Annotated in this window: 21 protein-coding genes; 13 read left to right on the forward strand and 8 right to left on the reverse strand. The window is 71.7% G+C overall.

From position 1 onward, the window contains the following. Nucleotides 1-28: 28 nt before the first annotated feature. Nucleotides 29-1,417, reverse strand: coding sequence for a S1 family peptidase (locus ACZ3I3_RS15045; RefSeq protein ID WP_467365157.1), 1,389 nt, complete (start codon nt 1,415-1,417; stop codon nt 29-31). 744 nt (nt 1,418-2,161) lie between these two features. Between ACZ3I3_RS15045 and ACZ3I3_RS15050 the strand changes: the two genes are divergently transcribed. The 6 genes from ACZ3I3_RS15050 (at nt 2,162) to ACZ3I3_RS15075 (ending at nt 9,678) form a co-directional block, all read left to right on the forward strand. Then, nucleotides 2,162-2,377 (forward strand): type A2 lantipeptide, encoded by a 216-nt coding sequence (locus ACZ3I3_RS15050; RefSeq protein ID WP_086851420.1) that lies wholly within the window; start codon nt 2,162-2,164, stop codon nt 2,375-2,377. A 116-nt stretch (nt 2,378-2,493) separates the two neighbouring features. Next, complete coding sequence (locus ACZ3I3_RS15055; RefSeq protein ID WP_467365159.1) at nt 2,494-3,300, forward strand: biotin/lipoyl-containing protein; 807 nt, start codon at nt 2,494-2,496, stop codon at nt 3,298-3,300. Next, nucleotides 3,297-5,522 (forward strand): NHLP family bacteriocin export ABC transporter peptidase/permease/ATPase subunit, encoded by a 2,226-nt coding sequence (locus ACZ3I3_RS15060; RefSeq protein ID WP_467365161.1) that lies wholly within the window; start codon nt 3,297-3,299, stop codon nt 5,520-5,522. The genes ACZ3I3_RS15055 and ACZ3I3_RS15060 overlap by 4 nt, the downstream gene beginning before the upstream one ends. 1 nt (nt 5,523) lies before the next feature. Then, nucleotides 5,524-8,346 (forward strand): NHLP bacteriocin export ABC transporter permease/ATPase subunit, encoded by a 2,823-nt coding sequence (locus tag ACZ3I3_RS15065; RefSeq protein WP_467365163.1) that lies wholly within the window; start codon nt 5,524-5,526, stop codon nt 8,344-8,346. Between the two features lie 87 nt (nt 8,347-8,433). After that, nucleotides 8,434-9,441, forward strand: a complete 1,008-nt coding sequence (locus tag ACZ3I3_RS15070; protein ID WP_467365165.1) for a Ppx/GppA family phosphatase — start codon at nt 8,434-8,436, stop codon at nt 9,439-9,441. Between the two features lie 48 nt (nt 9,442-9,489). Next, a complete protein-coding gene (locus ACZ3I3_RS15075) occupies nt 9,490-9,678 on the forward strand; it encodes a hypothetical protein (protein WP_467365167.1) in 189 nt (62 codons plus the stop codon). 24 nt (nt 9,679-9,702) lie between these two features. Here ACZ3I3_RS15075 and ACZ3I3_RS15080 read toward each other — a convergent pair whose 3' ends face one another. Then, nucleotides 9,703-10,311 carry a flavodoxin family protein gene (locus tag ACZ3I3_RS15080; protein WP_467365168.1) on the reverse strand — a complete coding sequence of 203 codons (609 nt, stop codon included), beginning with the start codon at nt 10,309-10,311 and terminating at the stop codon, nt 9,703-9,705. Nucleotides 10,312-10,387: 76 nt separating this feature from the next. On the opposite strand from ACZ3I3_RS15080, the gene ACZ3I3_RS15085 reads away from it, so the two are divergent. Genes ACZ3I3_RS15085 through ACZ3I3_RS15095 form a run of 3 tightly spaced genes read left to right on the forward strand, consistent with a single transcriptional unit; the run spans nt 10,388 to nt 12,263 of the window. Continuing rightward, nucleotides 10,388-11,401, forward strand: a complete 1,014-nt coding sequence (locus ACZ3I3_RS15085) for an iron-containing redox enzyme family protein (RefSeq protein ID WP_467365170.1) — start codon at nt 10,388-10,390, stop codon at nt 11,399-11,401. Further along, nucleotides 11,402-12,076 carry a HemK2/MTQ2 family protein methyltransferase gene (locus tag ACZ3I3_RS15090; RefSeq protein ID WP_467365172.1) on the forward strand — a complete coding sequence of 225 codons (675 nt, stop codon included), beginning with the start codon at nt 11,402-11,404 and terminating at the stop codon, nt 12,074-12,076. After that, a complete protein-coding gene (locus ACZ3I3_RS15095; protein ID WP_467365174.1) occupies nt 12,057-12,263 on the forward strand; it encodes a CDGSH iron-sulfur domain-containing protein in 207 nt (68 codons plus the stop codon). The genes ACZ3I3_RS15090 and ACZ3I3_RS15095 overlap by 20 nt, the downstream gene beginning before the upstream one ends. A 155-nt stretch (nt 12,264-12,418) precedes the next feature. Here the strand turns inward: ACZ3I3_RS15095 and ACZ3I3_RS15100 are convergent, their stop codons facing one another. Continuing rightward, nucleotides 12,419-12,853 carry a protease inhibitor gene (locus ACZ3I3_RS15100; protein ID WP_467365176.1) on the reverse strand — a complete coding sequence of 145 codons (435 nt, stop codon included), beginning with the start codon at nt 12,851-12,853 and terminating at the stop codon, nt 12,419-12,421. 325 nt (nt 12,854-13,178) lie between these two features. Between ACZ3I3_RS15100 and ACZ3I3_RS15105 the strand changes: the two genes are divergently transcribed. Both ACZ3I3_RS15105 and ACZ3I3_RS15110 read left to right on the forward strand, forming a co-directional pair. Further along, the gene (locus ACZ3I3_RS15105) at nt 13,179-13,745 is read left to right on the forward strand and encodes a hypothetical protein (RefSeq protein WP_467365178.1); all 567 of its coding nucleotides are present in this window, start codon (nt 13,179-13,181) and stop codon (nt 13,743-13,745) included. 103 nt (nt 13,746-13,848) lie between these two features. Continuing rightward, a complete protein-coding gene (locus tag ACZ3I3_RS15110) occupies nt 13,849-15,018 on the forward strand; it encodes a lactate 2-monooxygenase (protein WP_467365180.1) in 1,170 nt (389 codons plus the stop codon). 58 nt (nt 15,019-15,076) lie between these two features. Here the strand turns inward: ACZ3I3_RS15110 and ACZ3I3_RS15115 are convergent, their stop codons facing one another. The 3 genes from ACZ3I3_RS15115 to ACZ3I3_RS15125 all read right to left on the reverse strand — a co-directional run bounded on the left by ACZ3I3_RS15115 (nt 15,077) and on the right by ACZ3I3_RS15125 (nt 17,641). Beyond that, nucleotides 15,077-16,726 carry an RICIN domain-containing protein gene (locus tag ACZ3I3_RS15115; protein WP_467365182.1) on the reverse strand — a complete coding sequence of 550 codons (1,650 nt, stop codon included), beginning with the start codon at nt 16,724-16,726 and terminating at the stop codon, nt 15,077-15,079. Between the two features lie 288 nt (nt 16,727-17,014). Further along, complete coding sequence (locus ACZ3I3_RS15120) at nt 17,015-17,392, reverse strand: hypothetical protein (RefSeq protein ID WP_029181218.1); 378 nt, start codon at nt 17,390-17,392, stop codon at nt 17,015-17,017. A gap of 3 nt (nt 17,393-17,395) precedes the next feature. Further along, entirely contained in the window at nt 17,396-17,641 is a 246-nt protein-coding gene (locus tag ACZ3I3_RS15125) for a hypothetical protein (RefSeq protein WP_030845137.1), read from the reverse strand. A 186-nt stretch (nt 17,642-17,827) separates the two neighbouring features. On the opposite strand from ACZ3I3_RS15125, the gene ACZ3I3_RS15130 reads away from it, so the two are divergent. Beyond that, nucleotides 17,828-18,760 carry a sigma-70 family RNA polymerase sigma factor gene (locus tag ACZ3I3_RS15130; protein ID WP_467365184.1) on the forward strand — a complete coding sequence of 311 codons (933 nt, stop codon included), beginning with the start codon at nt 17,828-17,830 and terminating at the stop codon, nt 18,758-18,760. Continuing rightward, nucleotides 18,757-20,238, forward strand: a complete 1,482-nt coding sequence (qcrB, locus tag ACZ3I3_RS15135; RefSeq protein WP_467365186.1) for a cytochrome bc1 complex cytochrome b subunit — start codon at nt 18,757-18,759, stop codon at nt 20,236-20,238. Before ACZ3I3_RS15130 ends, qcrB begins: the two co-directional genes overlap by 4 nt. Here qcrB and ACZ3I3_RS15140 read toward each other — a convergent pair. Both ACZ3I3_RS15140 and ACZ3I3_RS15145 read right to left on the reverse strand, forming a co-directional pair. After that, nucleotides 20,198-20,989 (reverse strand): alpha/beta fold hydrolase, encoded by a 792-nt coding sequence (locus ACZ3I3_RS15140; RefSeq protein WP_467365188.1) that lies wholly within the window; start codon nt 20,987-20,989, stop codon nt 20,198-20,200. The two genes, qcrB and ACZ3I3_RS15140, sit on opposite strands and share 41 nt — an antisense overlap. A gap of 76 nt (nt 20,990-21,065) precedes the next feature. Beyond that, nucleotides 21,066-23,309 (reverse strand): glycoside hydrolase family 9 protein, encoded by a 2,244-nt coding sequence (locus tag ACZ3I3_RS15145; protein WP_467365190.1) that lies wholly within the window; start codon nt 23,307-23,309, stop codon nt 21,066-21,068. Nucleotides 23,310-23,359 lie beyond the last annotated feature (50 nt).

Consider the following 23,359-nt stretch of genomic DNA (forward strand, 5'->3'; position numbering starts at 1 on the left):
CGTCGGACCGGCTGCCGACGCTTACGGGTCAGCGGGACTCGGTCAGACCGGACTGGTCCTCGGCACCCTGGCCCGCGTCCTGACCGGCGCCCGCACCGGCTCCGGCGCCCGCTTCGTCGCCTCCGGCCTGCTCACCGGCACCAGCGCCGGCCTCTTCACCGGCACCAGCCTCTTCACCAGCGCCAGCGCCAGCCTCGCCGCCGGCTCCGGCTCCGGCTTCCTCACCGGCGCCCGCTTCCTCACCGGCACCGGCGTCCTCGCCGGCACCGGCCTCTTCGCCCGCGCCGCCGGCCGCGCCGCCCGCGCCGAGAGTCGCGCCGACCGCTTCCAGCGCGGTGGTCACCGGCTGGAAGAACGTCTCGCCGCCGGCCGTGCAGTCACCGCTGCCGCCCGAGGTCAGGCCGATCGCGAGACCGTCCTGGGTGAACAGGGAGCCGCCGCTGTCGCCGGGCTCGGCGCAGACGTCGGTCTGGATGAGGCCGGTGACCGTGCCCTCCGGGTAGTTCACCGTGGCGTCGAGGCCGAGGACCTGGCCGTCGGCGAGCCCGGTGGTGCTGCCCATCCGGAAGACCTCCTGGCCGACGGTCGCCTCCGCGGCCTCGGTGATCTGGACGGTCTGGTCGCCGGTGTTGACCTCGCTGGGCGCCTCGGTCGCCGGGTCGTCGTACTTCACGAGCGCGAAGTCGCCGTCGCCGGGGAAGGTCGACTGGTCGACGGTGGCGATCGGCTGGCCGCCCTGCGTGTCCGACCACTCGTTGCCGCCGAGGGTGCAGTGACCGGCCGTCAGGAAGGCCGGCGAGCCGTCGCCCGCGGTGACGTTGAAGCCGAGGGAGCAGCGCGAGCCGCCCGCGAAGATGGCGTCACCGCCCGAGACGAACGGCTTGAAGGTGCCCGAGGACTTCTTGAGGGTCGCCATGCCGGAGCCGAGGCTCTGCACGGTGGACTCCAGTCTGTCCCACTTGGCGCCGGTGACGGTGCTGTCGGCCGTCACCAGGAGCTTGTTGGTGCGCGGGTCGATCGCCCACGAGGTGCCCGCGATGGTCGCGTCCGACTTCAGGGTCTGCGCCCCGCTCTTCAGCTCCGACCAGCTGTTGTCGACCTCGCGGACCTTCGCACCCGCCGCCTTCGCCTGCACGACGACGTTGTTGTTGTCGCCCGGTACGACGTTGACGACGAGCTGCTGGCTGTCGCTGTCGTAGTAGGAGCCGCCGAACGCCTCACCGAGGAGCCCGGACAGCTGCGAGGCGAGATCCGAGGCGTCGCCCGCCTTCAGGGTCTTCGGCGCGGCCGCCGCGTCGTCGGACGAACCGTCCTGCGAGGCGTTGGCGTTGGGGAGCAGGATCGCGGCCGCGCCGAGCGCCACCACGCTGCCCGCCGCTATCGCGGCCTTGCGCTTCGGAATTCGCTTGTGACTCAAACTTCTCTCCTCCTGGGGAACGGAGTAGGTGCCGCCGTCCGGCAGCTTTGGGGGGCGCCTGGATGGCTGTTGGTACGCACGGGCTTCCTGGGGCGTTCAATTCCGTTTGCAAGTGATCCGTTCGCATCGCGGAATCAGCCAACTCCCGCCGCCCGCGCACCGAACCGCACGGTCTGCGACCCTCCTGGTCACGGCGGCACGCCGGGGAGTACGAAACGCGTCGGCCCACCGCTCCCCCATGGCCGGATGACGGCGTTTCAGGCCCGGGCCTCTGACGGCATACCGAACGATCACGATCCGTATCCGATCGGGAACGGTCTGTTGAGATCACGGAGCGGAATCCCACCTTCAGCGAATCTGCACACCGAATGCTCAACCTGGTCACCGAGTCCAGGATTGACCGGGCGCCGGCCGCGTCGGTCACGCCTTTGGGGCGGGAGTGCCGGATTCGCCGCTCCCCGGGACAGGGGCCGGATGAGCCGATGCCGTGCCCCCATGTGAAGAAGTCGCCACGAAGGCGTGCCCACACCTGCACGCTTCGGTGCCACTGGGGCGCAAGTTGCCTGGTGAGACGGCTGGTTGATTGGAAGCCCGCGCCCGCAGCGTGCTTTGATCCATCGCACCGCGGGGGCCGCACAGGGCACTCGGAAACGAGAGTCCGGCACCCGCGGTCGCGGCCGTCATCTGTCCCCAGAGGGGGCCGCTCCCCCCTTGTGAGATATCCATACGGAAGGAAGTTCCATCATGAACTCCACCCCCCAGGTTGAGACCGTCGAGATCGCCGACGCCGAGCTCGACGCCGTCTCCGGCGGCCTGTCCGTGAACGCCGTGAACACCGTCACCGACACGGTCGACGGCATCGCCCCGGTTTCCGGCCTGGTCAACACGGCCGTCGGCACCGTCGAGGGCGCCACCGGCCTGAACACGGCCCCGGTCACCAACCTGGTCGCCGGTCTCTGATCGAGCCCCAGTGCCGTTGACTCCCGGAGCCGCAGCCGGCGGTTCCGGGATCTTCGGGTGCCGTAACAGCCTCTGCTGCGGCCGTAAGAACCTCTTCTACGGGTGAGGGAAGTTCCTTGCAGTTCCGCCAACAGGCCCTCGCCAAGCTCCAGTCACCTGAGGAACTCGACCTGCCGGTGCGCTTCGCCCGCCCGCAGGGCTGGCTGGTGCTCTCGGTGACGGTCGTCGCGATGGCGGCCGCCTCGGTGTGGGCGGTGACCGGCTCGGTGACCTCCACCGTCAGCGCGCCCGCCATCCTCACGCACGGGCAGGGCAGCTACCTCCTGCAGAGCCCCGTGGCCGGCCAGGTCACCGCGGTCCTCGCGAAGCAGGGCCAGACGCTGCCCGCGAACTCCCCTGTGCTCAAGGTCCGTACGCCCAAGGGCGAGACCGTCGTCCGCACGCTCGACGCGGGCCGTGTCTCCGCCCTCGCCGCGACCGTCGGACAGATCATCCAGACCGGCGCGAACGTCGCCTCCGTCGAGAAGGTCGCCCACACCAAGGACGCCCTGTACGCGACGGTCTACGTCCCCGCCGAGAACGCCGCCTCCATCCCCGACGACGCCGCCGTCGACCTGACCGTGCAGTCGGTGCCGACCCAGGAGTACGGCGTGCTGCGAGGCCATGTGAAGTCGGTGGACCGCTCGGCCCAGTCCCCGCAGCAGATCGCCGCGTTCCTCGGGGACAGCCAGCTCGGCGAGCAGTTCACGAAGAAGGGCAGGCCGGTGGCCGTGACGGTCCGGCTGGACAAGTCGTCCGCCACGAAGAGCGGTTACAAGTGGTCCTCCGCGGACGGGCCGCCGTTCAAGCTGAACTCCATGACGCTGGCCTCGGGGTCGATCCAACTGGCCGACCAGCGTCCCGTCGACTGGCTGCTGCCGTGACCGCGACCGCACCGGACACCCGGGGCCGGCGCCGCGCCGCCCCGCCCAAGCGCAAGGTGCCCAAGGCCTCGGCGAAGACCGTCCGCACGCCCACCGTGCTCCAGATGGAGGCCGTGGAGTGCGGTGCCGCCTCCCTCGCGATGGTGCTCGGCCACTACGGCAAGCACGTCCCGCTGGAGGAGCTGCGCATCGCCTGCGGCGTCTCCCGCGACGGCTCGCGCGCCAGCAACCTCCTCAAGGCGGCCCGCAGTTACGGCCTGACGGCCAAGGGCATGCAGATGGACCTGGCCGCCCTCGCCGAGGTGAAGTCGCCGGCCATCCTGTTCTGGGAGTTCAACCACTACGTCGTCTACGACGGCATGGGCCGCCGCTTCGGCCGCCGTGGCGTCTACATCAACGACCCGGGCAAGGGCCGCCGTTTTGTCCCCATGGAGGACTTCGACGGCAGCTTCACCGGTGTCGTGCTGGTCATGGAGCCCGGCGAGGACTTCACCCGGGGCGGCCGCAAGCCCGGCATCCTCGGCGCCATGCCGGCGCGGCTGCGCGGCACCGCGGGCACGATGCCCGCCGCCGTCCTGGCGAGCCTGCTGCTGGTGGCGGTCGGCGCGGCGGTGCCCGCGCTCAGCCGCACCTACATCGACGAGTTCCTGATCGGGAACCAGACCTCGCTGCTGCCGACGCTGTTCACGGCGATGGCGGCGTGCGTCCTGTTCACCGTCGTCCTCACCTGGCTCCAGCAGGCCAACCTGCTGCACGGCCGGATCATCTCCTCGACCCTGTCCAGCGCCCGCTTCCTGCGCCATCTGCTGCGGCTGCCGGTGACGTTCTTCTCCCAGCGCAGCCCGGCGGACCTGGTGCAGCGGCTGCAGTCCAACGACGCGGTCGCCGAGACGCTGTCGCGCGACCTCGCGGCGGCGGGCGTGGACGCGGTCGTCGTCGTCCTGTACGCGGTGCTGCTGTACACGTACGACCCTCAGCTGACGTTCGTCGGCATCGGCGTGGCGCTGCTGAACATCGTGGCCATGCGGGTCGTCATCCGGCTGCGGGCCACGCGCACGGCGAAGCTGCGCGCCGACACGGCCCGGCTGACCAACACCGCCTACACCGGCCTCCAGCTGATCGAGACGATGAAGGCGACCGGCGGCGAGGACGGCTACTTCCGCAAGTGGGCCGGGCAGCACGCCACCACGCTGGAGGAGCAGCAGCGGCTCGGTGTGCCGAGCGCCTGGCTGGGCGTGGTCGCGCCGACGCTGGCCACCCTCAACAGCGCGCTGATCCTGTGGATCGGCGGTATGCGGGCGGTCGAGGGTCACATCTCGGTCGGTCTGCTGGTCGCCTTCCAGGCGCTGGTCACCCGGTTCACGGCCCCGCTGACCCGGCTGAACGGCGTCGCGGGCCGCATCCAGGACTTCGCGGCCGACGTGGCGCGGCTGAAGGACGTGGAGAACTTCAAGGCCGACCCGCTCTACGGCCGCCCCGAGTCCGGCGAGTCGACGCGCCGCCTCCAGGGCCACGTCGAGCTGGAGAACATCACCTTCGGCTACAGCCCGCTCGACAAGCCCCTGCTCACCGGCTTCGACCTGACGGTCGGTCCCGGGCAGCAGGTCGCGCTGGTCGGCGGGTCCGGCAGCGGCAAGTCCACGGTGTCGAGGCTGATCTCCGGCCTGTACGCACCGTGGGAGGGCGTGATCCGCATCGACGGACAGCGCATCGAGGACATCCCGCGCGGGGCGCTGGCCGCCTCCGTCTCCTTCGTCGACCAGGACGTGTTCCTCTTCGAGGGCACGGTCCGCGACAACGTGGCGCTGTGGGACCCGTCGATCCCGGACGAGGCGGTGGAGGACGCGCTGCGCGACGCCGCCCTGCTCGACGTGATCACGCGCCGTCCGGGCGGCATCCACAGCAAGGTCGAGCAGGACGGCCGCAACTTCTCCGGCGGGCAGCGCCAGCGCCTGGAGATCGCGCGGGCGCTGGTGCGCCGGCCGAGCATCCTGGTGCTCGACGAGGTGACGAGCGCGCTGGACGCGGAGACCGAGCTGGTCGTCATGGACAACCTGCGCAGGCGCGGCTGTGCCTGTGTGGTGATCGCGCACCGGCTCAGCACCGTCCGCGACAGTGACGAGATCGTCGTCCTCCAGCACGGCACGATCGTGGAGCGGGGACGGCACGAGGACCTGGTGGCGCGCGGCGGAGCGTACGCGGCACTGGTCAGGGAGCGGTGAGATGACGGCCGTTCAAGGACACGAGGGTGACCTCGTCCTCAACGCGTTCGGGCAGATGGGCGCGCGCATCGACTGCGCCGGGTTCAACCGCCTGGACCTGGAGGGCCCGCAGGTGCTGTGGCTGGTCGCGTCGGGTGCCGTCGACCTGTTCGCGGTGGACGCCGGCGGACAGGGCCACTGGCACCACCTGGGCCGGCTGGAGGCGGGCTCGCTGGTGCTCGGGCCGGTGCCGGGACCCCAGCACACGCTGGTGGCCCGCCCGCTGCGGGACTGCGTGGTGCACCGCATCGGCCTGCGCGAGCTGTACCAGCCCGCCAACACCGCGACCTGGTCGTACGACGAGTACGGCAACCCGCAGTACGTGCCGCCGACGACGAGCCCGCTGGAGTACGCCCTCGCCCTGGGCGTCGGCCGCAGTCTGTCGATCCTCTTCCAGGCGCCGATGGCGACCGAGCGGGCCGCCGCGCCCACGGACGACGACGTGTTCTGGATGCAGGTGCCGCCCGGCAGCGTGCAGTACGGCTCGCTGTACGGCGCGGAGGCCGCGGCCGACCTGCTGATGGACCCGGCGCTGTGGCAGTCCATGGTCGACCAGCAGTACCGGCTGCTGACCACGCTGGACCGCTGGATCGAACAGCTGGAGCGCACCCACGAGTCGCGCACGGCCGAGGGCATCAAGGCCGGTGAGGCGGTGCGCGCCCAGGCCGACCAGACGCTGCTCGCGTCGATCGGCAAGCGGTCGTCGAAGCGGACCACCGCGGCCGACGCCGACGCCACGTACGCGGCGTGCAAGCTCGTCGCGCAGGCGGCCGGGATCAGCCTCACCGAGCCCACCCAGAAGGGCACCGGCGGGGACCGTCTCGACCCGGTCGAGCAGGTCGCCCTGGCCTCCCGTGTCCGCACCCGGGCCGTGCGCCTGGACGGCCGCTGGTGGCGGGACAACGTCGGGCCGCTGGTCGGTCACCGGGCCCTGTCGGGCGCGCCGGTGGCGCTGCTGTGGCGGCGTGGCGGATACGTCGCCGTCCATCCGTCCACCGGCCGTGAGACACCGGTCGAGAAGGCCAACGCCGACGAGTTCGAGCCGCGCGCGGTGATGTTCTACCGCCCGCTTCCCGAGCGGGGGCTCAGTCCGCTGAGGCTGCTGCGGTTCTGCATGCAGGGCACGCGCGGCGATCTGACGGGGCTGCTGCTCAGCGGACTGGTCACGGTGGCGATCGGCGCCCTGGTGCCCATCGCGACCGGCAAGGTGCTCGGCGAGTTCGTGCCGAAGGCGCAGACGGACCTGATCGTGCAGGTGTGTCTGGCGGTGATGCTCAGCAGCGTGGTGGCGGCGGCCTTCATGCTCTTGCAGAACCTGACCATCCTGCGACTGGAGGGCCGGGTCGAGGCCACGCTCCAGCCGGCCGTGTGGGACCGGCTGCTGAGACTGCCGACGAGGTTCTTCACCGAGCGCTCCACCGGCGAACTGGCCAGCGCGGCCATGGGCATCAGCTCGATCCGCAGACTGCTGGCGGGAGTCGGGCCGACCGTCGCCCAGTCGGTGACGGTCGGGGCGATGAATCTCGGGCTGCTGCTGTGGTTCAGCGTGCCGATGGCGATGGCCGCGATCGGCATGCTCGTGGTCATCGCGGCCGTGTTCCTGGGGCTCGGGCTGTGGCAGGTGCGCTGGCAGCGGCGGCTGGTCGTGCTCTCCAACAAGCTGAACAACCAGGCCTTCCAGACGCTGCGCGGGCTGCCCAAGCTGCGGGTGGCCGCCGCCGAGAACTACGCGTACGCCGCGTGGGCGTCCCAGTTCGCGCGCAGCCGTGAGCTCCAGCAGAAGGTCGGCCGCATCAAGAACCTCACGTCGGTGCTGGGCGCGGTGTACCTGCCGCTGTGCACGCTGCTGATGTTCATGCTGCTGGCGGGTCCGGCCCGGGGCTCGATGTCGGCGGCCGCGTTCCTCACCTTCAACACCTCGGTGACGATGGTGCTGACCTCGGTGACGCAGCTGACCAACGCCTTCGTCTCGGCCGTGGCCGCGCTGCCGATGTACGAGGAGATCAAGCCGGTGCTGGACGCGACGCCGGAGGTGCGCACGGCGAGCACGCGTCCGGGCCCGCTGTCCGGGGCGCTGGAGGCGCGGCGGCTGTCCTTCCGCTACTCGGACGACGGTCCGCTGGTGCTGGACGACGTGTCGTTCGAGGTGCGGCCGGGCGAGTTCGTCGCGGTCGTCGGCCCGAGCGGCTGCGGCAAGTCGACGCTGCTGCGCCTGCTGATCGGCTTCGACCGCCCGGTGTCGGGCAGCGTCCTCTACGACGGCCAGGACCTGGCCGCGCTCGACCAGTCGGCGGTGCGCCGCCAGTGCGGTGTGGTGCTCCAGCACGCGCAGCCGTTCACCGGCTCGATCCTGGACGTCATCTGCGGCACCGAGCCGTACACGCCGGAGGAGGCGATGGCGGCGGCCGAGATGGCCGGGCTCGCCGAGGACATCAAGCGCATGCCGATGGGCCTGCACACCATCGTCTCGGGCAGCGGCGCCGTCTCCGGCGGCCAGCGCCAGCGGCTGATGATCGCCCAGGCGCTGATCCGCCGGCCGCGCATCCTCTTCTTCGACGAGGCGACCAGCGCCCTCGACAACGAGACCCAGCGCACGGTCATCGAGAGCACCAAGGCCCTCAACGCCACCCGGATCGTCATCGCCCACCGCCTGTCGACCGTGCTGGACGCCGACCGGGTGGTGGTGATGGAGGACGGCAAGGTCGTCCAGCAGGGCCCGCCCGCACAGCTGCTCGCCGACACCGGTGGCCGGCTGCACGAGCTGGTGCGGCGCCAGATGGCGTGACGATGCCCGGTCCGCCCGGTGGCGCGTCTTCGCCGTACGACGGGGCCCCGACCGTTGGGTTCTCCCGGAAATGGGTACCCACGGCCCATGCGAATCAGCGTGGTGGACGTGGGATCGAACACGGTCAGACTGGTGGTCGCGGACGCGGACGGTGGCGTACCGCTTCCGGTGCACACCGCCAAGTGGCGGCTCAGGCTGTCCGAGCAGGTCACACCGGGGGGACCCATCCCTGAGCAGGCCGTCGAACAACTGGTGCACGCGGTCGCCGACGCGAGCCGGACCGCCGCCCGGTGGGGCGCCGCGGCCCCGCTGGCGTTCGCGACCGCCGTGGTGCGCGGCGCGTCGAACCGGCACGAGGTGCTGCACGCCGTCCGGACCCGTACCGGCGTGGACCTGTGCACCCTGCCGGGCGAGGTCGAGGCGGAGCTGACGTTCCTCGGGGCCCGGCGCTGGATGGGCTGGCGGTCGGGCCCGCTCGCCCTGCTCGACATCGGCGGTGGCTCGCTCGAAGTCGCCTTCGGACGCGGCCGGTTGCCCGATTTCGTGGCCTCGCTGCCGCTGGGCGCCGGGCGGCTCACCCACGAGTTCTTCGAGGACGAGGACCCGCCGTCACCGGAGCGGGTGCGGGCGTTGCGCCGCAAGGTCCGTCACCAGCTGCGGGACGTGGCGGCGCGGATCCGCTGGGAGGGCCCGCGCACCGCGGTCGCCACCTCGCGCACCTTCCAGCAGCTGGGACGGCTGTGCGGTACGGCGCCCGGACGCCACGGTCCGTTCGTGGACCGGCAGTTGCACCGCGCGGCGCTGCGGAAGGCGATCCCGCGGCTGGCCGCCCTGCCCGCCGCGGAACGCGCGCAGCTGCCCGGCATCTCCGCCCCGCGGGCCGCGCAGAGCCTGGCCGGGGCGGTCGTCGCGCACACCGCGATGAAACTGACCGGCCTCAGATCCGTCACCGTGTGCCCCTGGGCGATCCGCGAGGGCGTGCTGCTGCGGCACATCGAGGACGGCCCGGCCTGGTGGGCGGAGGTCACCCGCCGCACCGAGGAGGCGGCCCCTCCCGACCCGGTGCCGCTGCGCATCGCCACCGCCTCCACCTGATCGCCGGCAGACGACAACGGACGCACCGAACGCAGGAAGGAGACCCCCGTGTCCCAGGACAACCATCACGACGGCTCCGACAAGAAGCCCGAGACGGCGCTGGAGGAGGTGCTGCGCGAGATCGAGGATGCCGAGAACCGTACGCAGGACTCCGCCGAGCAGCGACGCCACCGGGGCGAGGCCGGAGAGGCCATCACCCCCAACACGCGCGCCCAGGAGGAGTCCCACGGGGACTGAAAGGAAGGGCCGGGCGGGGCCGGGCTACTGGGGCGGCGGGCCGAGCGGCCGCTGCGCCAGGGCCCGCGCCACGCCGAGCAGGTTGGCCGCCATGGCCCGCCCGGTCGACCGCGACCAGTCGTGGCCGCGCTCGGCGTCCAGGAAGCTGGGCCCCGGGCCCGGCCCCTGGTTCCAGTATGTCCACGCCTGGCCGGGGATCGTGTAGCCGATGTCCTCCAGGGCGCCCGTGATCTCGTTGATCACATGGTGCGCACCGTCCTCGTTGCCGGTGACGACCACGCCCGCCACCCGGTTGTAGGCGACCGGCCGGCCCTCGTCGTCGGTCTCGGACATCATCGCGTCCATCCGCTCCAGCACCCGCTGGGCGACAGAGGACGGCCCGCCGAGCCAGGTCGGTGAGGCGATGACGAGGATCTCGGACTCCAGCAGCCGCTCGTGCACGCCCGGCCAGGCGTCGCCCTCGTGCACCGGCTCGCTGGTCACCCCCGGGCCGATGTCCAGGTCGACCGCCCGCACGACATCGACGGCGACACCCTCCTTCTCCAGCTGCTCGACGACGACGCTCGCCAGGGCCCCGGTGTTCGAGGTCTCCGGCGACTTCTTGAGGGTGCAGTTGACCACGAGTGCCTTCATGAGGTGCCGGAGTAACCCTCCGTACCGGCGCTACGCGGGTAGGTGACTGCGCACGCCGGCCGGGTACCCGGCGCGCATGGAGCACGACCGTGGAGGACCAGGACTGCCCGCCCCGCGCGGCCCCCTGAGCGGAGGCGTCGAGGCGTACCTGCGGGGCGCGGGCCGGCTGCCCCGCCTCGAGGACGTCGCCCGGGCCGCGGTGTACGGCGAGGATCTCCAGCTGGCCCTGTACGTGTGCTACGAGCTGCACTACCGCGGGTTCGCGGGGGTGTCCCCCGACCATGAATGGGACCCCGGGCTGCTGCGCACCCGCGCGGCCCTGGAGCACCGCTTCCTGTCGGCCCTGCGCGCCGACGCCCGGGTCCACGACAGCGTGGACGAGGCGCTGGCGGGCCTGCTGGTCGAGCCGGTCGACGGCACGGGCGTCAGTCATTTCCTGCGCGACGAGGGCGAGCTGTGGCACCTGCGCGAGTACGCGGTCCAGCGGTCCCTGTACCACCTCAAGGAGGCGGACCCGCACGCCTGGGTGCTGCCGCGGCTGTGGGGCCGGGCGAAGGCCGGGATGGCGGCGGTGGAGTTCGACGAGTGGGGCGGTGGCCGGGCCGACCGGGTGCACGCCCGGCTGTTCGCCGACCTGATGACGGACCTGGGCCTGGACACCACCTATGGCCGCTATCTCGACGCGGCGTGCGCCGAGGCCCTGGTCACGGTGAACCTCATGTCCCTCTTCGGCCTGCACCGGGCCCTCAGGGGCGCCCTGGTCGGCCACTTCGCGACGGTCGAGATCACCTCGTCGCCGGGTTCCCGGCGGCTCGCGGAGGCGATGCGCCGCACGGGCGCCGGGCCGGCGGCCGAGCACTTCTACGACGAGCACGTCGAGGCCGACGCGGTCCACGAGCAGGTGGTGCGCCATGACGTGATCGGCGGTCTGCTGGCGGAGGAGCCGCACCTGGCCGCGGATGTCGCGTTCGGGATCGACGCCACCGGGTTCGTCGAGGACCGCTTCGGCGCCCGGCTGCTCGCCGACTGGCGTGCGTCACGTTCGTCACTATGTGTCCCGATTGCGCATGAAACAGCCCATATCTCCTGAATGCCCGGGTACCCGAGCGCCGTGAACCCACTGGTCCCCCCGGGCGTGTACGCCCCGCAGGAAGACACCGAGCTGCTGGCCGGAGCCCTGTCCGACGAGCCGTTGCCGCCGGGCGCGGAGGTCCTGGACGTCGGCACCGGCACCGGCGCTCTGGCCCTGGAGGCCGCACGCCGGGGCTTCCGGGTGACCGCTGTGGACGTGTCACGCAGGGCGGTGTGGGCCGCACGGCTGAACGCCGTGCGGGCGGGGCTGCCGGTCCGCATCCGGCACGGGAACCTCTTCGATCCGGTGCGCGGCGAGTCGTTCGACCTGATCCTGGCCAATCCGCCGTACGTGCCGGCGCCGGACGGCACCCGCCGGCCGCGGGGCGCTGCCCGCGCCTGGGACGCGGGCGACGACGGACGGCTGGTCGTGGACCGGATCTGCCGGGAGGCGCCCGGCCTGCTGCGTCCGGGCGGGGTGCTGCTGCTGGTGCAGTCCGCGCTCAGCGGCCCGGACCTGACCGTCGGGTGCCTGCGCTCGTCCGGCATGAAGGCCGCGGTGACGCGCCGGCGGCGGATCGCGTTCGGCCCGGTGCTGCGCGGCCGGGAACGCTGGCTGCGGGTGCGGGGGCTGCTGCCCGCCGCCGAGGACAAGGAAGAGCTGGTGGTCGTCCGTGCCGAACTCCCCGTCTGACCGGTCCGCGGCACCGCGCCGCGTCACGGTCCAGCGCAAGGGCCCGCTGCTGCTGGAGGGCCCCGTCGAAGTGGAGCTGGAAGACGGTTCCGTCGTCACCTCGGACCGCTTCCGCGTGGCCCTGTGCACCTGTCGCCGCAGCCGCCGCTATCCGTGGTGCGACACGAGCCACCGCGACCGGGTCTGAGCCCGGTGCGCGGTGGCCGGTGAGCCCAGGGGCCGGCGGGTGGCCCCACTCCGCCCGCCGGCCCCCTTGTGCGAGATCGCAGGTCCCCGCGACAGCGGCCCGGCTCCCCAGCCTCGAACCGCTGTGCCTCACGGGAACAGCGCGATCCCGGTCCTTCAGAACGCGAAGACGCCGGAACCGTAGGCGTTCTTCACGCACTCGTTGGAGAACGTGCGCTCGTACGAGACCCTCTGGCCCTGCCAGACACCGTCGACGGTGACGACGACCGGGTCGTACTGCTTGGTGCACATCACGCCGTCCGTGGCGGTCAGGGCGTGGATGTCGCCGCCGACGCCGCGCAGTTCCGCGCAGGCGGAGGTGGCGACCGGGTGCGTGCCGGAGGACGTCGGGGCACAGGTCAGGGTGACCGCGCGTTCCGGTGTCGCTTCGGCCGCGCTCTCACCGTGGCCCACCGTGAGAACGAGGGCCGACGGGGCGTAGAGCGCGGTGGGGGCCTGACCCGGAGTGGCGAGCGCGGACCCGGTGAGGGGTCCGCAGACGGCGGTGGCCGTCAAGCCGAGAGTCATGGCCCAGCGCGCGGTGTTCCGCATTGTGTGCATCCTTCCGCTCGATTACAGGGTGTGCCGGCCCGTGCTCGGTCGGTGCCCGGGACGGCGAACGCGAGTCTGCCGAGTCCGTCGCCGAAGCACACATCGACCCCACGGGTTTCAGTAACCTTGCGTGTTGAATCAGTGGCGCGAAGTTACGGAACCCGCCCGCGTGAAGCCCGTAACCGCACGGCTCCCGGGGGCACGAAGCGGCCAGATGGCCGATTCCCACGTGTTCGTTAATAGGCCTGAAACATTCCGATTCCGCTCTCGGCCGACTGCTTTGTTACCCCTTGTGTTCAAGCTCTGGCGGAGTAATCGTCATTACATGATTACGACAGAGCAGCGAGAGAAACTGCGCGGCTGGTTCGCCGGCCGCCTTCCCGACGACCTCTTCGAGGAACTGACCGAGATCACGGTCGACCGCGAGGAGATCACCGTGATCGGCCGCATCCCCGCACCCCGGCTGGCCGAGGACGCCCCGGCCGCCGAGCGGGAGGCGGCCCTGGAGAGCCGGGTGCAGGAGTTCCGGGAACGCACGCGCGAGGACCGGATGGCCGTGGCCCGGGATGCCGAGCACCGGTTCCGCCGGAAGGTGTCCTGGGGTGTGGAGTGCGGCGGGCGGCGATCGCTCTTCACGCACGTGGCCGCGCCCGTCATGACGCGGCTGCGCCAGCCGGAGCGCCAGGTCCTCGACACCCTGATCGCCGGCGGCGTCGCCCGCAGCCGCAGTGACGCGCTGGCCTGGTGCGTGCGCCTGGTCCAGCGCCACACCGACGACTGGCTCGCGGAGTTGCGCGACTCCCTCGAACACGTGCAACGGGTCCGGGCCCAGGGGCCTGACGCCGAGCCGGATCAAGCGGATCACGCCGAGCACACACATGACGAGGAGTGACCACAGGGTGTACCGCCCCTGATCCACCGTCGCCCATACCGCTCGGTATCGTCGGCCGTGAAGCACGGTCTCGACGAGGAGACACGAGAGGCGGTTGCGTACGGTGGGCAAGCACTGGGCGGACTTCCAGTACGAGATCTATCTGAACGGGATGACGGGTGCCGTACCCCGGCTGCCCACCGATCTGACGCGGCTGGAGGAGCTGACCGAGCAGCGGCTCGGGCCCGGCCCGGTCGGCTATGTGGCGGGCAGCGCGGGCAACGGGAGCACGGCCCGCGCCAACCGGGCCGCCCTGGAGCGTCGCCGGATCGTGCCCCGCGTGCTGCGGGACGTGCACGAACGGGACCTGTCGGCCGAGGTGCTGGGCCGTGCCCTGCCGGCCCCCTTGGCGCTGGCCCCCGTCGGTGTGCTGTCGATCATGCACCCGGACGCCGAGTCCGCCGCGGCCCGGGCGGCCGCCGCGCAGGGTGTGCCCTTCGTGCTGTCGTCCGCGTCGAGCACGCCCATGGAGCAGGTCGCCGAGGCGATGGGTGACGCCGAGCGGTGGTTCCAGTTGTACTGGCCCAGGGACCCGGAGGTGGCCCGCAGTTTCCTGAACCGGGCGAAGGCGGCCGGGTTCAGCGTCCTCGTGGTCACTCTGGACACGCCGCTGCTGGCGTGGCGGCCGCGCGATCTCGACCAGGCGTATCTGCCGTTCCTGCACGGCGTCGGCACGGCCAACTACTTCTCGGACCCGGCCTTCCAGGCGGGTCTGGCCAAGCCGGTGCAGGAGGATCCGAACGCGGCCGTGATGCACTTCGTGGGGATGTTCGCCGACCCGGCGAAGTCCTGGCCGGACCTGGCGTTCCTGCGGGAGAACTGGGACGGCCCGATCGTCCTCAAGGGCGTGCTGTACCCGGACGACGCCCGGCAGGCCGCGGAGGCGGGCATGGACGGCGTCGTCGTCTCCAACCACGGCGGGCGCCAGGTGGCCGGGTCCGTCGCGGCGGCCGACGCGCTGCCCCGCGTCGCGCAGGCCGTCGGCGACCGGCTCACCGTCCTCTTCGACAGCGGCATCCGCACCGGCGACGACATCTTCAAGGCGCTCGCCCTCGGCGCCCGCGCCGTCCTCGTCGGCCGCCCGTACGTCTACGGTCTCGGCCTCGACGGCCGGTCGGGCGTCGAACACGTCATCCGCTGCCTGCTGGCCGAACTCGACCTGACCCTCGCCCTGTCGGGCCATGCCACGCCGGGCACGATCGGTCCGGCCGACCTCGTCGAGGACCCGGCCTGAGAAGGGGGCCGCGCGACGCGTGCGCCGCGCGGCCCCGCTCAGACGCCTGGGCCCCTGCTCACGCCGTCCGGCCCTGGGGCAGGGTCACCTGCCGGGCCGTCGGGCCCTCCTGCTCCTCGATCGACAGGGAACCCGCCGTCGTCGGCACGGGCTCGGCCTGCCAGCGCTGTGCGTCGGAGCGGTCGCGGACCTTGACGACGATGTCGGCACCGGGGTCGTCATGCGTGGCGGCGAGGGCGAGCTGCTCGTCCCAGCGGGGCAGCAACTGCCCCTGCACGGTGAGGTCGTAGCGCACGTCGTCGGTCCGCTCGGCATCCTCCTCGGCGCAGGTGCCGAGGACGACGACGCCGGCGTCCTTGTGCGAGTCCAGGCACAGGCCGGGATCGGCGACGCTGCGCAGCAGCCCGTCGTTCTCGTACGTCCACTGCTGGGTCCATTCCGCCGAGCACGCGGCCAGCTCGGTCCCCGCCCCCTCCTTCGGCAGGTCCCGGACGTCGAGGCACAGGTCGGCACCGGCGTTGCGCAGCCGTGTCACGCCCGGTGCCGTGGGAAGCCCGGCCGTGTCGGGCGGGGTCACGGTTTCGGCGCCGTTGCCGCCGGCGGCGCTGTTGGAACCGGCCGGGTCGGCCTGGCCGCCGTCGTAGGACGACGCGCTGAGGATGAGCACGGTGGCCAGCACCCCGGCCGACACCGCGCCGACGCCCGAGAGCAGCGCCCGTGAGGAGCGCAGCGCGTCCGGGATGCGCACGCCCTGGACCCGGCGTACCTGGGCGGGGAGCCGGGACAGCAGGCGGTGGCGTCCGCCCCCTGGCCGCCCGTCACCGCGCCCTGCGCCGCGCCGGCCCGCGCGTCCGCCCCGCGTGCCGTGCGAGTTCCGGCCCGGGCGGGAGTCGAGGTAGCGGCGGGCGCCCCAGCCGAGGACCGCTTCGGCGATCAGCAGGCCGAGCCCGCCCTCGAAATGGCTCAGTTGTTCGGCCGCGTCGCGGCAGTAGCGGCACTCCGCCAGATGGTCCTGGACGTCGGGCAGCAGTGCGCCACCCCGGCGGATCGGCACGTCGAGGAGGCGGTTGTAGAAGCGGCAATCCTGCGTCGGCGCGAGTTCACTATGGGCATGTACACAACCCTTGCGGAATTTTTCACGCGCTTGTTCGAGTGCGGCCGACGCGAGATCGGTATCCATGCCCAGCAGACCGGCCGGGACGCTTAAAGGATCGGCCTCGACCTCGACATGCCAGAGCAAACAGCGCGCGGCTGCGGGAAGTGCCTGAAATGCCCGCTCCGCGAGGACGCGATTTTCGGGCGTCATGGACGTCGCCGCGCGCAGCCCGCGCCCTCCGGCCGGTTTCTGCAACGCCGGAAGTACGGTGGATATTCGATCGTCGCCGGACCACTCGCGGACCGTGTCGCGCACGGTCACCAGAAGCGCCGGGCGCAGCGCGACGGCCGACTCACCGAAGGCGAGGCGGTTCAGGGTCCGGTGGAAGACGGTCCCGGTGACCATCTCGGCGACCTGCGCCGACGAGGCGAGACAGATGACCGTGTACTCGTACACCGGCTGCCAGTGCCGCGCCATCAGCAGCGCGACGGAATGGGCGGCGACCCCGCCCTCCGGGCTGCCTCTCAGCGGAGCGGCGAGAGATTCATCGGATTCCCCGGGATCCCCGCCGGGCGGGGGATACGGAGGGCGAGGGGGGTGGGGGGTGGGCACTGAGATGGTTCCTTCCCACGCGCATGTGGCACCAGAAGTCCTGCCGCCGAAAAAGGAGCCCGGTTGGTGCGTACCTTTTTGACGGGGCGCGGGAGGTGCGAATTCACCGACGGCGAATCGGACCCGGTCTACAAAAAGCGTGCGACACCCGGCCATTCCCCCCGCACGTGTGTTTCACTCTTGCACAACCCCCACAGGACCAACAAGGCGCCGGTGCAACATCAAGCCCATTGACAGAAAGTCAGAAATGGGAACAGGCGCACGCCGTTCGTACCGGTTTTCGACCTTTCAGATCTGCCAGGACCGCAGCCGGTCCGCCGCACCGTAGACGTCGGTCGTGCCGGACATCAGATCGCGGGCGAGGTCGACGAGGGCGCCGTAGGGCGGGTCGATGCCGACGCCGCTGACGAACATGTACGCCACGGCCGTCGCACATGCGAAGCGGGCGTTGGCCGACGGGAGCGGCCGCAGCAGGGTGATGGTGTGCAGCAGCGCGGCGGCTCGCCAGGCCGGGTCGGAGTTGACGCCGAGACGGGGCGGGTCGACACGGTGCCGGGCGACCGCGGCCACCAACGCGGAGAAGTCGTTGATGGTGGGCTGGTCCGGCAGGACCTCTTCGTGGCGCTGGAGCAGCCAGGGCACGTCGATGTGGAGGACGGGTGCCATCGGTCAGGCAGCCCGCCCCTCGCCCTTGGCGGGCGGTTCGTCGTCCGGGAAGGCGGCGGCGAACTCGTCGGCGTGGGTCGCGAAGAACCTGCGGAAGGCCTCCGCGCCCTCCTGCAGCGCCCGGTGGCGGGCTATGTCGGCGGCGGCCGCCTCCCGCACGAGCGCCTTCATGGACGTACCGCGCTCCTTGGCGATCTGCCGCAGGTCCTCAAGTTCGCGGTCGCTGAACTCCACGTTGAGAGCTGGCATGCCTTCACGGTACCGCTCGGGTACTGACTCGTAAATACGCCCAGGTCAGAGGGTTGAGCCGACGGTACCGAAGGCGGTGCACCACGAGTCATCCGCTGAGATCTGCATCACATCGCACCACCCGATGTCACATTCCGGGCCCCCGCGCGGCTCGCAGTAGTGAGCGCGTCTCTGGGAGGACCACGCATGACCGAGATCCCCGTACCCGGCACCGCCGCCCCGCTCGACGAGGCGACCGGGGTGTTCGTCGACCACCGCGAGCTGCTGTTCGGCGTCGTCTACAACATGCTGGGCAGTGTCGCCGACACCGAGGACGTCCTGCAGGAGACATGGCTGTCCTGGACGGCCCGCGGCGGGGGCGCTCCCCTGGCCGGCGTCGACAATCCCCGGGCCTATCTGGTCCGGGTGGCGGTCAACCACGCGCTGCGCCGCCGCGCCGTGATCAGCCGCAGGCAGGAGACGTACGTGGGCTCCTGGCTGCCCGAGCCGCTGGTCACCGACGAGGGCGCCGACACCGCCGACGGCCCGGCCCTGCGCTCGGAGTCGGTGTCGCTGGCGATGCTGGTGGTCCTGGAGTCGCTCACCCCGCTGGAGCGGGCCGTGTTCGTCCTGGGCGAGGTGTTCGGCTACCCGCACGCCGAGATAGCCGGGATCATCGACCGCTCCCCCGCCGCCGTACGGCAGTTGGCGCACCGGGCCCGGGAGCATGTGAACGCGCGGCGGCCCCGGTACGAGGCGCATCCGCGGGTGCGGCGGGAGGCGACCGAGCGGTTCGTGCGGGCGGCGCTCGGTGGGGACATCGCCGAGCTGATGGAGGTCCTCGCGCCGGACGTCACGGCGTGGACGGACGCCGGCGGGAAGCGCAGGCCGGCGAGCCTGCGCCCGGTGCACGGCCGGGACAAGGTGGCCCGACTGCTCACCTCCGGGCGGGGCGGCCCGAGCAACCCGGTTTTCCGCTACCGGCGCGTCAACGGCGACGACGCGGCGGTGCTGTTCGACGGCGACGCGCCCTACGCCGTCCTGGTCCTGGACCTCACTCCGGAGGGCGACCGGGTGCGCGGCATCTACGTCGTGGCCAACCCGGACAAGCTCGCCCACCTGCCCAAGGAGGCGGCGTGAGCGTCGGACGCGGTGAGCGGCTCGCGGACTGGTTCGACGGCCGGCTCGGGACCCACCCGCTCGGCCGGAAGTACCTGCGCAAGGTGTTCCCCGACCACTGGTCCTTCCTGCTCGGCGAGATCTGCCTGTACAGCTTCGTCGTACTGGTCCTCACCGGCGTGTATCTGACGCTGTTCTTCCATCCGTCCATGAACGAGGTGACGTACCACGGGAGTTACGCACCGCTGAACGGCGTGCGCATGTCCGAGGCCTACGCCTCCACGCTGGACATCAGCTTCGACGTGCGCGGCGGGCTGCTGATCCGGCAGCTGCACCACTGGGCGGCGCTGGTCTTCGTCGCCGGGATGCTGACGCACATGATGCGGCACTTCTTCACCGGCTCCTTCCGCAAGCCGCGGGAGGTCAACTGGCTGTTCGGCTGGCTGCTGCTCTTCCTCGGCCTGTTCGAGGGGCTGTTCGGCTACTCGCTGCCGGACGACCTGCTCTCTGGCACGGGCCTGAGGTTCGTGCACGGCGCGCTGCTGTCGGTGCCGATCGTGGGGACGTACCTGGCGATGTTCCTGTTCGGCGGCGAGTTTCCCGGCGACGACATCGTGGCCCGGTTCTACTCGCTGCACGTCCTGCTGATCCCCGGGGTCATGGCGGCGCTGATCGTGGTCCACGTGCTGCTGGTCGTCTACCACAAGCACACCCAGTTCGCGGGCCCCGGGCGCACCGAACGCAATGTCGTGGGCGCGCCCTTCATGCCGGTGTACCTCGCGAAGGCGGGCGGCTTCTTCTTCCTGGTGTTCGGGGTGCTCGCGCTGATGGCGGCGGTCGCGACGATCAACCCGGTGTGGTCGTACGGCCCCTACCGCGCCGACCAGGTGTCCACGGGCGCCCAGCCCGACTGGTACCTCGGCTTCGCCGAGGGGCTGGTGCGGATCATGCCCGGCTGGGAGGTCACGCTGTGGGGCCACACGCTGGTGCTGGGCGTGTTCATCCCGATCGTGGTGTTCCCGCTGCTGCTGCTCTTCATCGGCGTGTACCCGTTCCTGGAGGCGAGGTTCACGGGCGACCGGCACGAGCACCATCTGCTGGACCGGCCGCGCAACCGTCCGGTCCGCACGGCGATCGGGGCGGCCTGGATCAGCCTCTACCTGGTGCTGCTGGCGGGCGGCGGGAACGACATCGTGGCGACCCGCTTCCACCTGTCGATCAACACGGTGACCTGGGCGGTGCGGATCGCGGTGTTCGTCGTCCCGGCGGTCGTCTTCGTCGTCACCCGGCGGATCTGCCTGGGGCTCCAGCTGCGCGACCGGGAGCTGGTGCTGCACGGCCGGGAGACCGGCGTGATCAAGCGGCTGCCGCACGGCGAGTACGTCGAGGTGCACGAGCCGCTCGACCGGGCCCGGCTGCACACCCTGACCGCCCATGAGCGGCCCGGGGAACTCGTGGTCAGGAGCGGGCGCGACAGAACTCCCGGACAGTCCGGTTGAACGGCTCGGGGGCCTCGAGGTTGCTGAGGTGCCCGGTGCCGGGGAGCACGACCAGGGTGGCCTCCGGGATCGCCTCCAGGAGGGGACGGGCGACGAGGTCCACCGGCGAGCGTGCGTCGAGCTCGCCCCACAGCAGCAGGGTCGGCACCCTGATCTTGGGCAGCAGGTCGCGCTGGTCGGCCTCGGCCATGACGGTGAGCTCCGTCCGCATGCTCCGGGGCCGGGTGTCGGCGGACATCACGGACAGCAGGCGGACGGCTTCGGCCGGTGGCCGCCCCGCGAACAGGCCGGGCACGGTCGGCGCGAACTCCTCGTCCGGGACCGCGAGCATCCGCTCCGCGCCCTCGACCCGCTTGCGCACCTCCGCCGGAGGCAGCGAGCCCTTCCACCCCGCATAGGTGTCCACGAGGAGCAGGGTCCGGACCAGCTCGGCGTGGTGCCGGTAGAGCTCCAGCACGACGGTCCCGCCCCACGACAGGCCGAGGACGTGCGCCGGACCGAGGTCCACGTCCTCGATGACGGCCGCGAGACAGCGGGCGTAGTCCGCCAGGACGAAGGAGGGCGGTACGTCGGAGGAGCGGCCGGCCCCGGGCTCGTCCCAGGCGACGACGGTGAACTCGTCGGCGAGGTCCGCGAGCTGCGGACGCCACACGCGGGCGTCGGTGGTGGCGCCGTGCACGAGCACCAGGGGCGGGCCCTGGCCCACCCGGTCGTAGGCGACCTCGATGCCGTCTACCCGCACCGCGTGCATGACACCAGGCTACGCGCGGGTGCCGGAGGCGTCCTGTCGGCGGACTCCCCCGGCACCCGGCGTGCCTGGGCGGTCCCTATCCCTGGTCCGCCACGAAGGCGGCCATGCGGGTCAGGGCGGCGTTCCAGTTGATCGTGTGCTCGTTGGTCGACCACGACTGGATGTCGTCGATGTAGCAGAACTGACCGACGCAGCCCTGGAGTTTGCTCTGTGCGTAGGGGTCCTGGATGCTCGAGTTCGGTCCGCCCGCGAGGGTGCCCTTCGGCGGGTTCGGCTGGCTCGGGTCGAGCTGGCGGGCGTACCAGCGGCTGTGCTGGTTCTGGGCGCTGACCTCGCCGTAGCCGGTGACGTAGGAGATGTTCAGGGCGTTGCGGCCCAGGATGTAGTCCATGCTCTGGAGCGCGCCGTCCCGGTACTTCGAGGCGCCGGTGATGTCGTACGCGGTGGCGAGCACGACGGCGTTGTTGAGGACCTGGTGGCTGGAGCCCCAGTCGTACTTGTTGCCGTCCGGGGCGTACGGCATGCCGTAGGGGTGTGCCTTCAGGGTGGCCAGGTAGCGGTCGGCGCCCTTGACGACGGACTGGCGGACCTTGTCCCGGCCGGGCAGCCTGTTCGGCACCGTGGCGAGGTCGAGCCGTCCCGCCGCGCCCGTGCGGGCCCAGTCGAAACCGATGGGGGCGAAGATGTCGGCCGTGTGGACCGGCGACTTCAGTACGTAGTCCTGGAACTGCTTCTCGCCCGTGCTGAGGTACAGCTCGGCCGCCGCCCAGTAGAAGTCGTCGGTGACGTCGCCGTCGGCGTAGGCGCCGCCGCCGACGCCGTCGCTCTCGGAGGCGTAGCGGTCGGGGTGGGCGATCGCCGCCGCCCAGGCCTTGCGGGCGGCTGCCAGAGCCCGGTCGGCGAACGCCTTGTCGTAGGGCCGGTAGAGGCGGGCCGCCTGTGCGGCCGTGGCGGCCAGGTTCAGGGTCGCGGCCGTGGACGGCGGGTGCAGTTCGCGCTTCTGCGGGTCGTCGCTGGGCAGCAGCGGCAGGCCGGTCCACTGCTCGTCGTGCATCTTGTGGTGGGCCATGCCGGCCAGCGGCTTGCCGTCGGGCACCTGCATCCTGAGCAGGAACTCCAGCTCCCAGCGGGCCTCGTCGAGGATGTCGGGGACCTTGTTGCCGCTCTCGGGGATGGCGAGCGTGCCGTCGCCGAGCTTGCGGGGGTCGCCGGTGCGGGCGTGCAGCGCGCGTTCGTGGGTGCTCAGCACCTCCCAGGTGGAGATGCCGCCGTTGACGACGTACTTGCCGTGGTCGCCGGCGTCGTACCAGCCGCCGCTGACGTCCAGGCTGTAGTCGCAGACGCCGGGCTGGCACGGGACGTCGGTGTCGCCCTTGTTGGGGGCCACGCCCACGTGCCCGGCCGGGCGGCCGTAGCCGGGCCGCAGGTCGTCGCGTATCGCGATGCCGCTGCGCTGGGTGTAGTAGTACTTCGCCGAGTCCAGCCGGAGCCGCTCGTAGGCGCTCGCGTCGATGTCGAAGGGGCGGCTGGTCTCGCCGTCGGCGACGAGCGTGAGGCCCGTGCCCTTCTTGCGGTACGCGCCGAAGTCGATCGAGTGGACGTTCTGCCCGGAGGAGGCGTCGACGCCGCGCGGCACGGTCGTGCCCCGGGCGACCGTCTTCCCGCCGGAGGTCCTCAGCTCCCAGGGCAGTTTCGCCGTGGCGTCGGTGACCAGGGTGGCGTTCTTCGGCCCGGCGGGCAGATAGGCGACCTGGTTGACGCGGACCCGGGGCCCGGTGTCGGGCTCGTACGGCTCCGGGGTCACCCCGCCGAGCAGGGAGACGTCGTCCATGCAGAAGCGCCAGGGGTCCGCGCTGCCGCCCAGCTGGAAGCCGACCTGGCCCTGGGTGGTGTCGGCGGGTGCGGTGAAGGTGTAGGAGTAGGTGTCGCCGGAGACGCTGAGCTGCGGTGTCACCTCGTGGTAGGTGTCGTACGGCGACACGGACAGGCCCACGATCGCCCGCACGACGTGCCCGGCGGGCGTGCCGGTCGCGCTGAACGAGAAGCGGTACGACTCCCCCTTCACGAGGGTGATGTCGTTCTGCCCCACGGCGGCGTCCCAGCGGTTGGTGGTGCCGCCGGGGACGTCGGCGCAGAGCCGGCCGTCGGACAGCCCCGCGGTCACGTTGCTGGTGGCCCACCATGGGTCCATGGTCGTGTCGAAGGTGCCGTTCCTGACCTGCTCGACCTCCTCGGCCCCGGCCGGTGCGGAGGGCAGCGCGGTGAGCGCGGTCGCCAGCAGGGCCGTCAGGGACAACAGGGCGGTTCTGCGTCGTTTCACGTCCGGGCTCCTCTGGAGAGGTGCGGGTGGCGCTCGGCGTGGGAGCGCTC

The sequence above is a fragment of the Streptomyces sp. NPDC016851 genome (genome assembly GCF_055562795.1).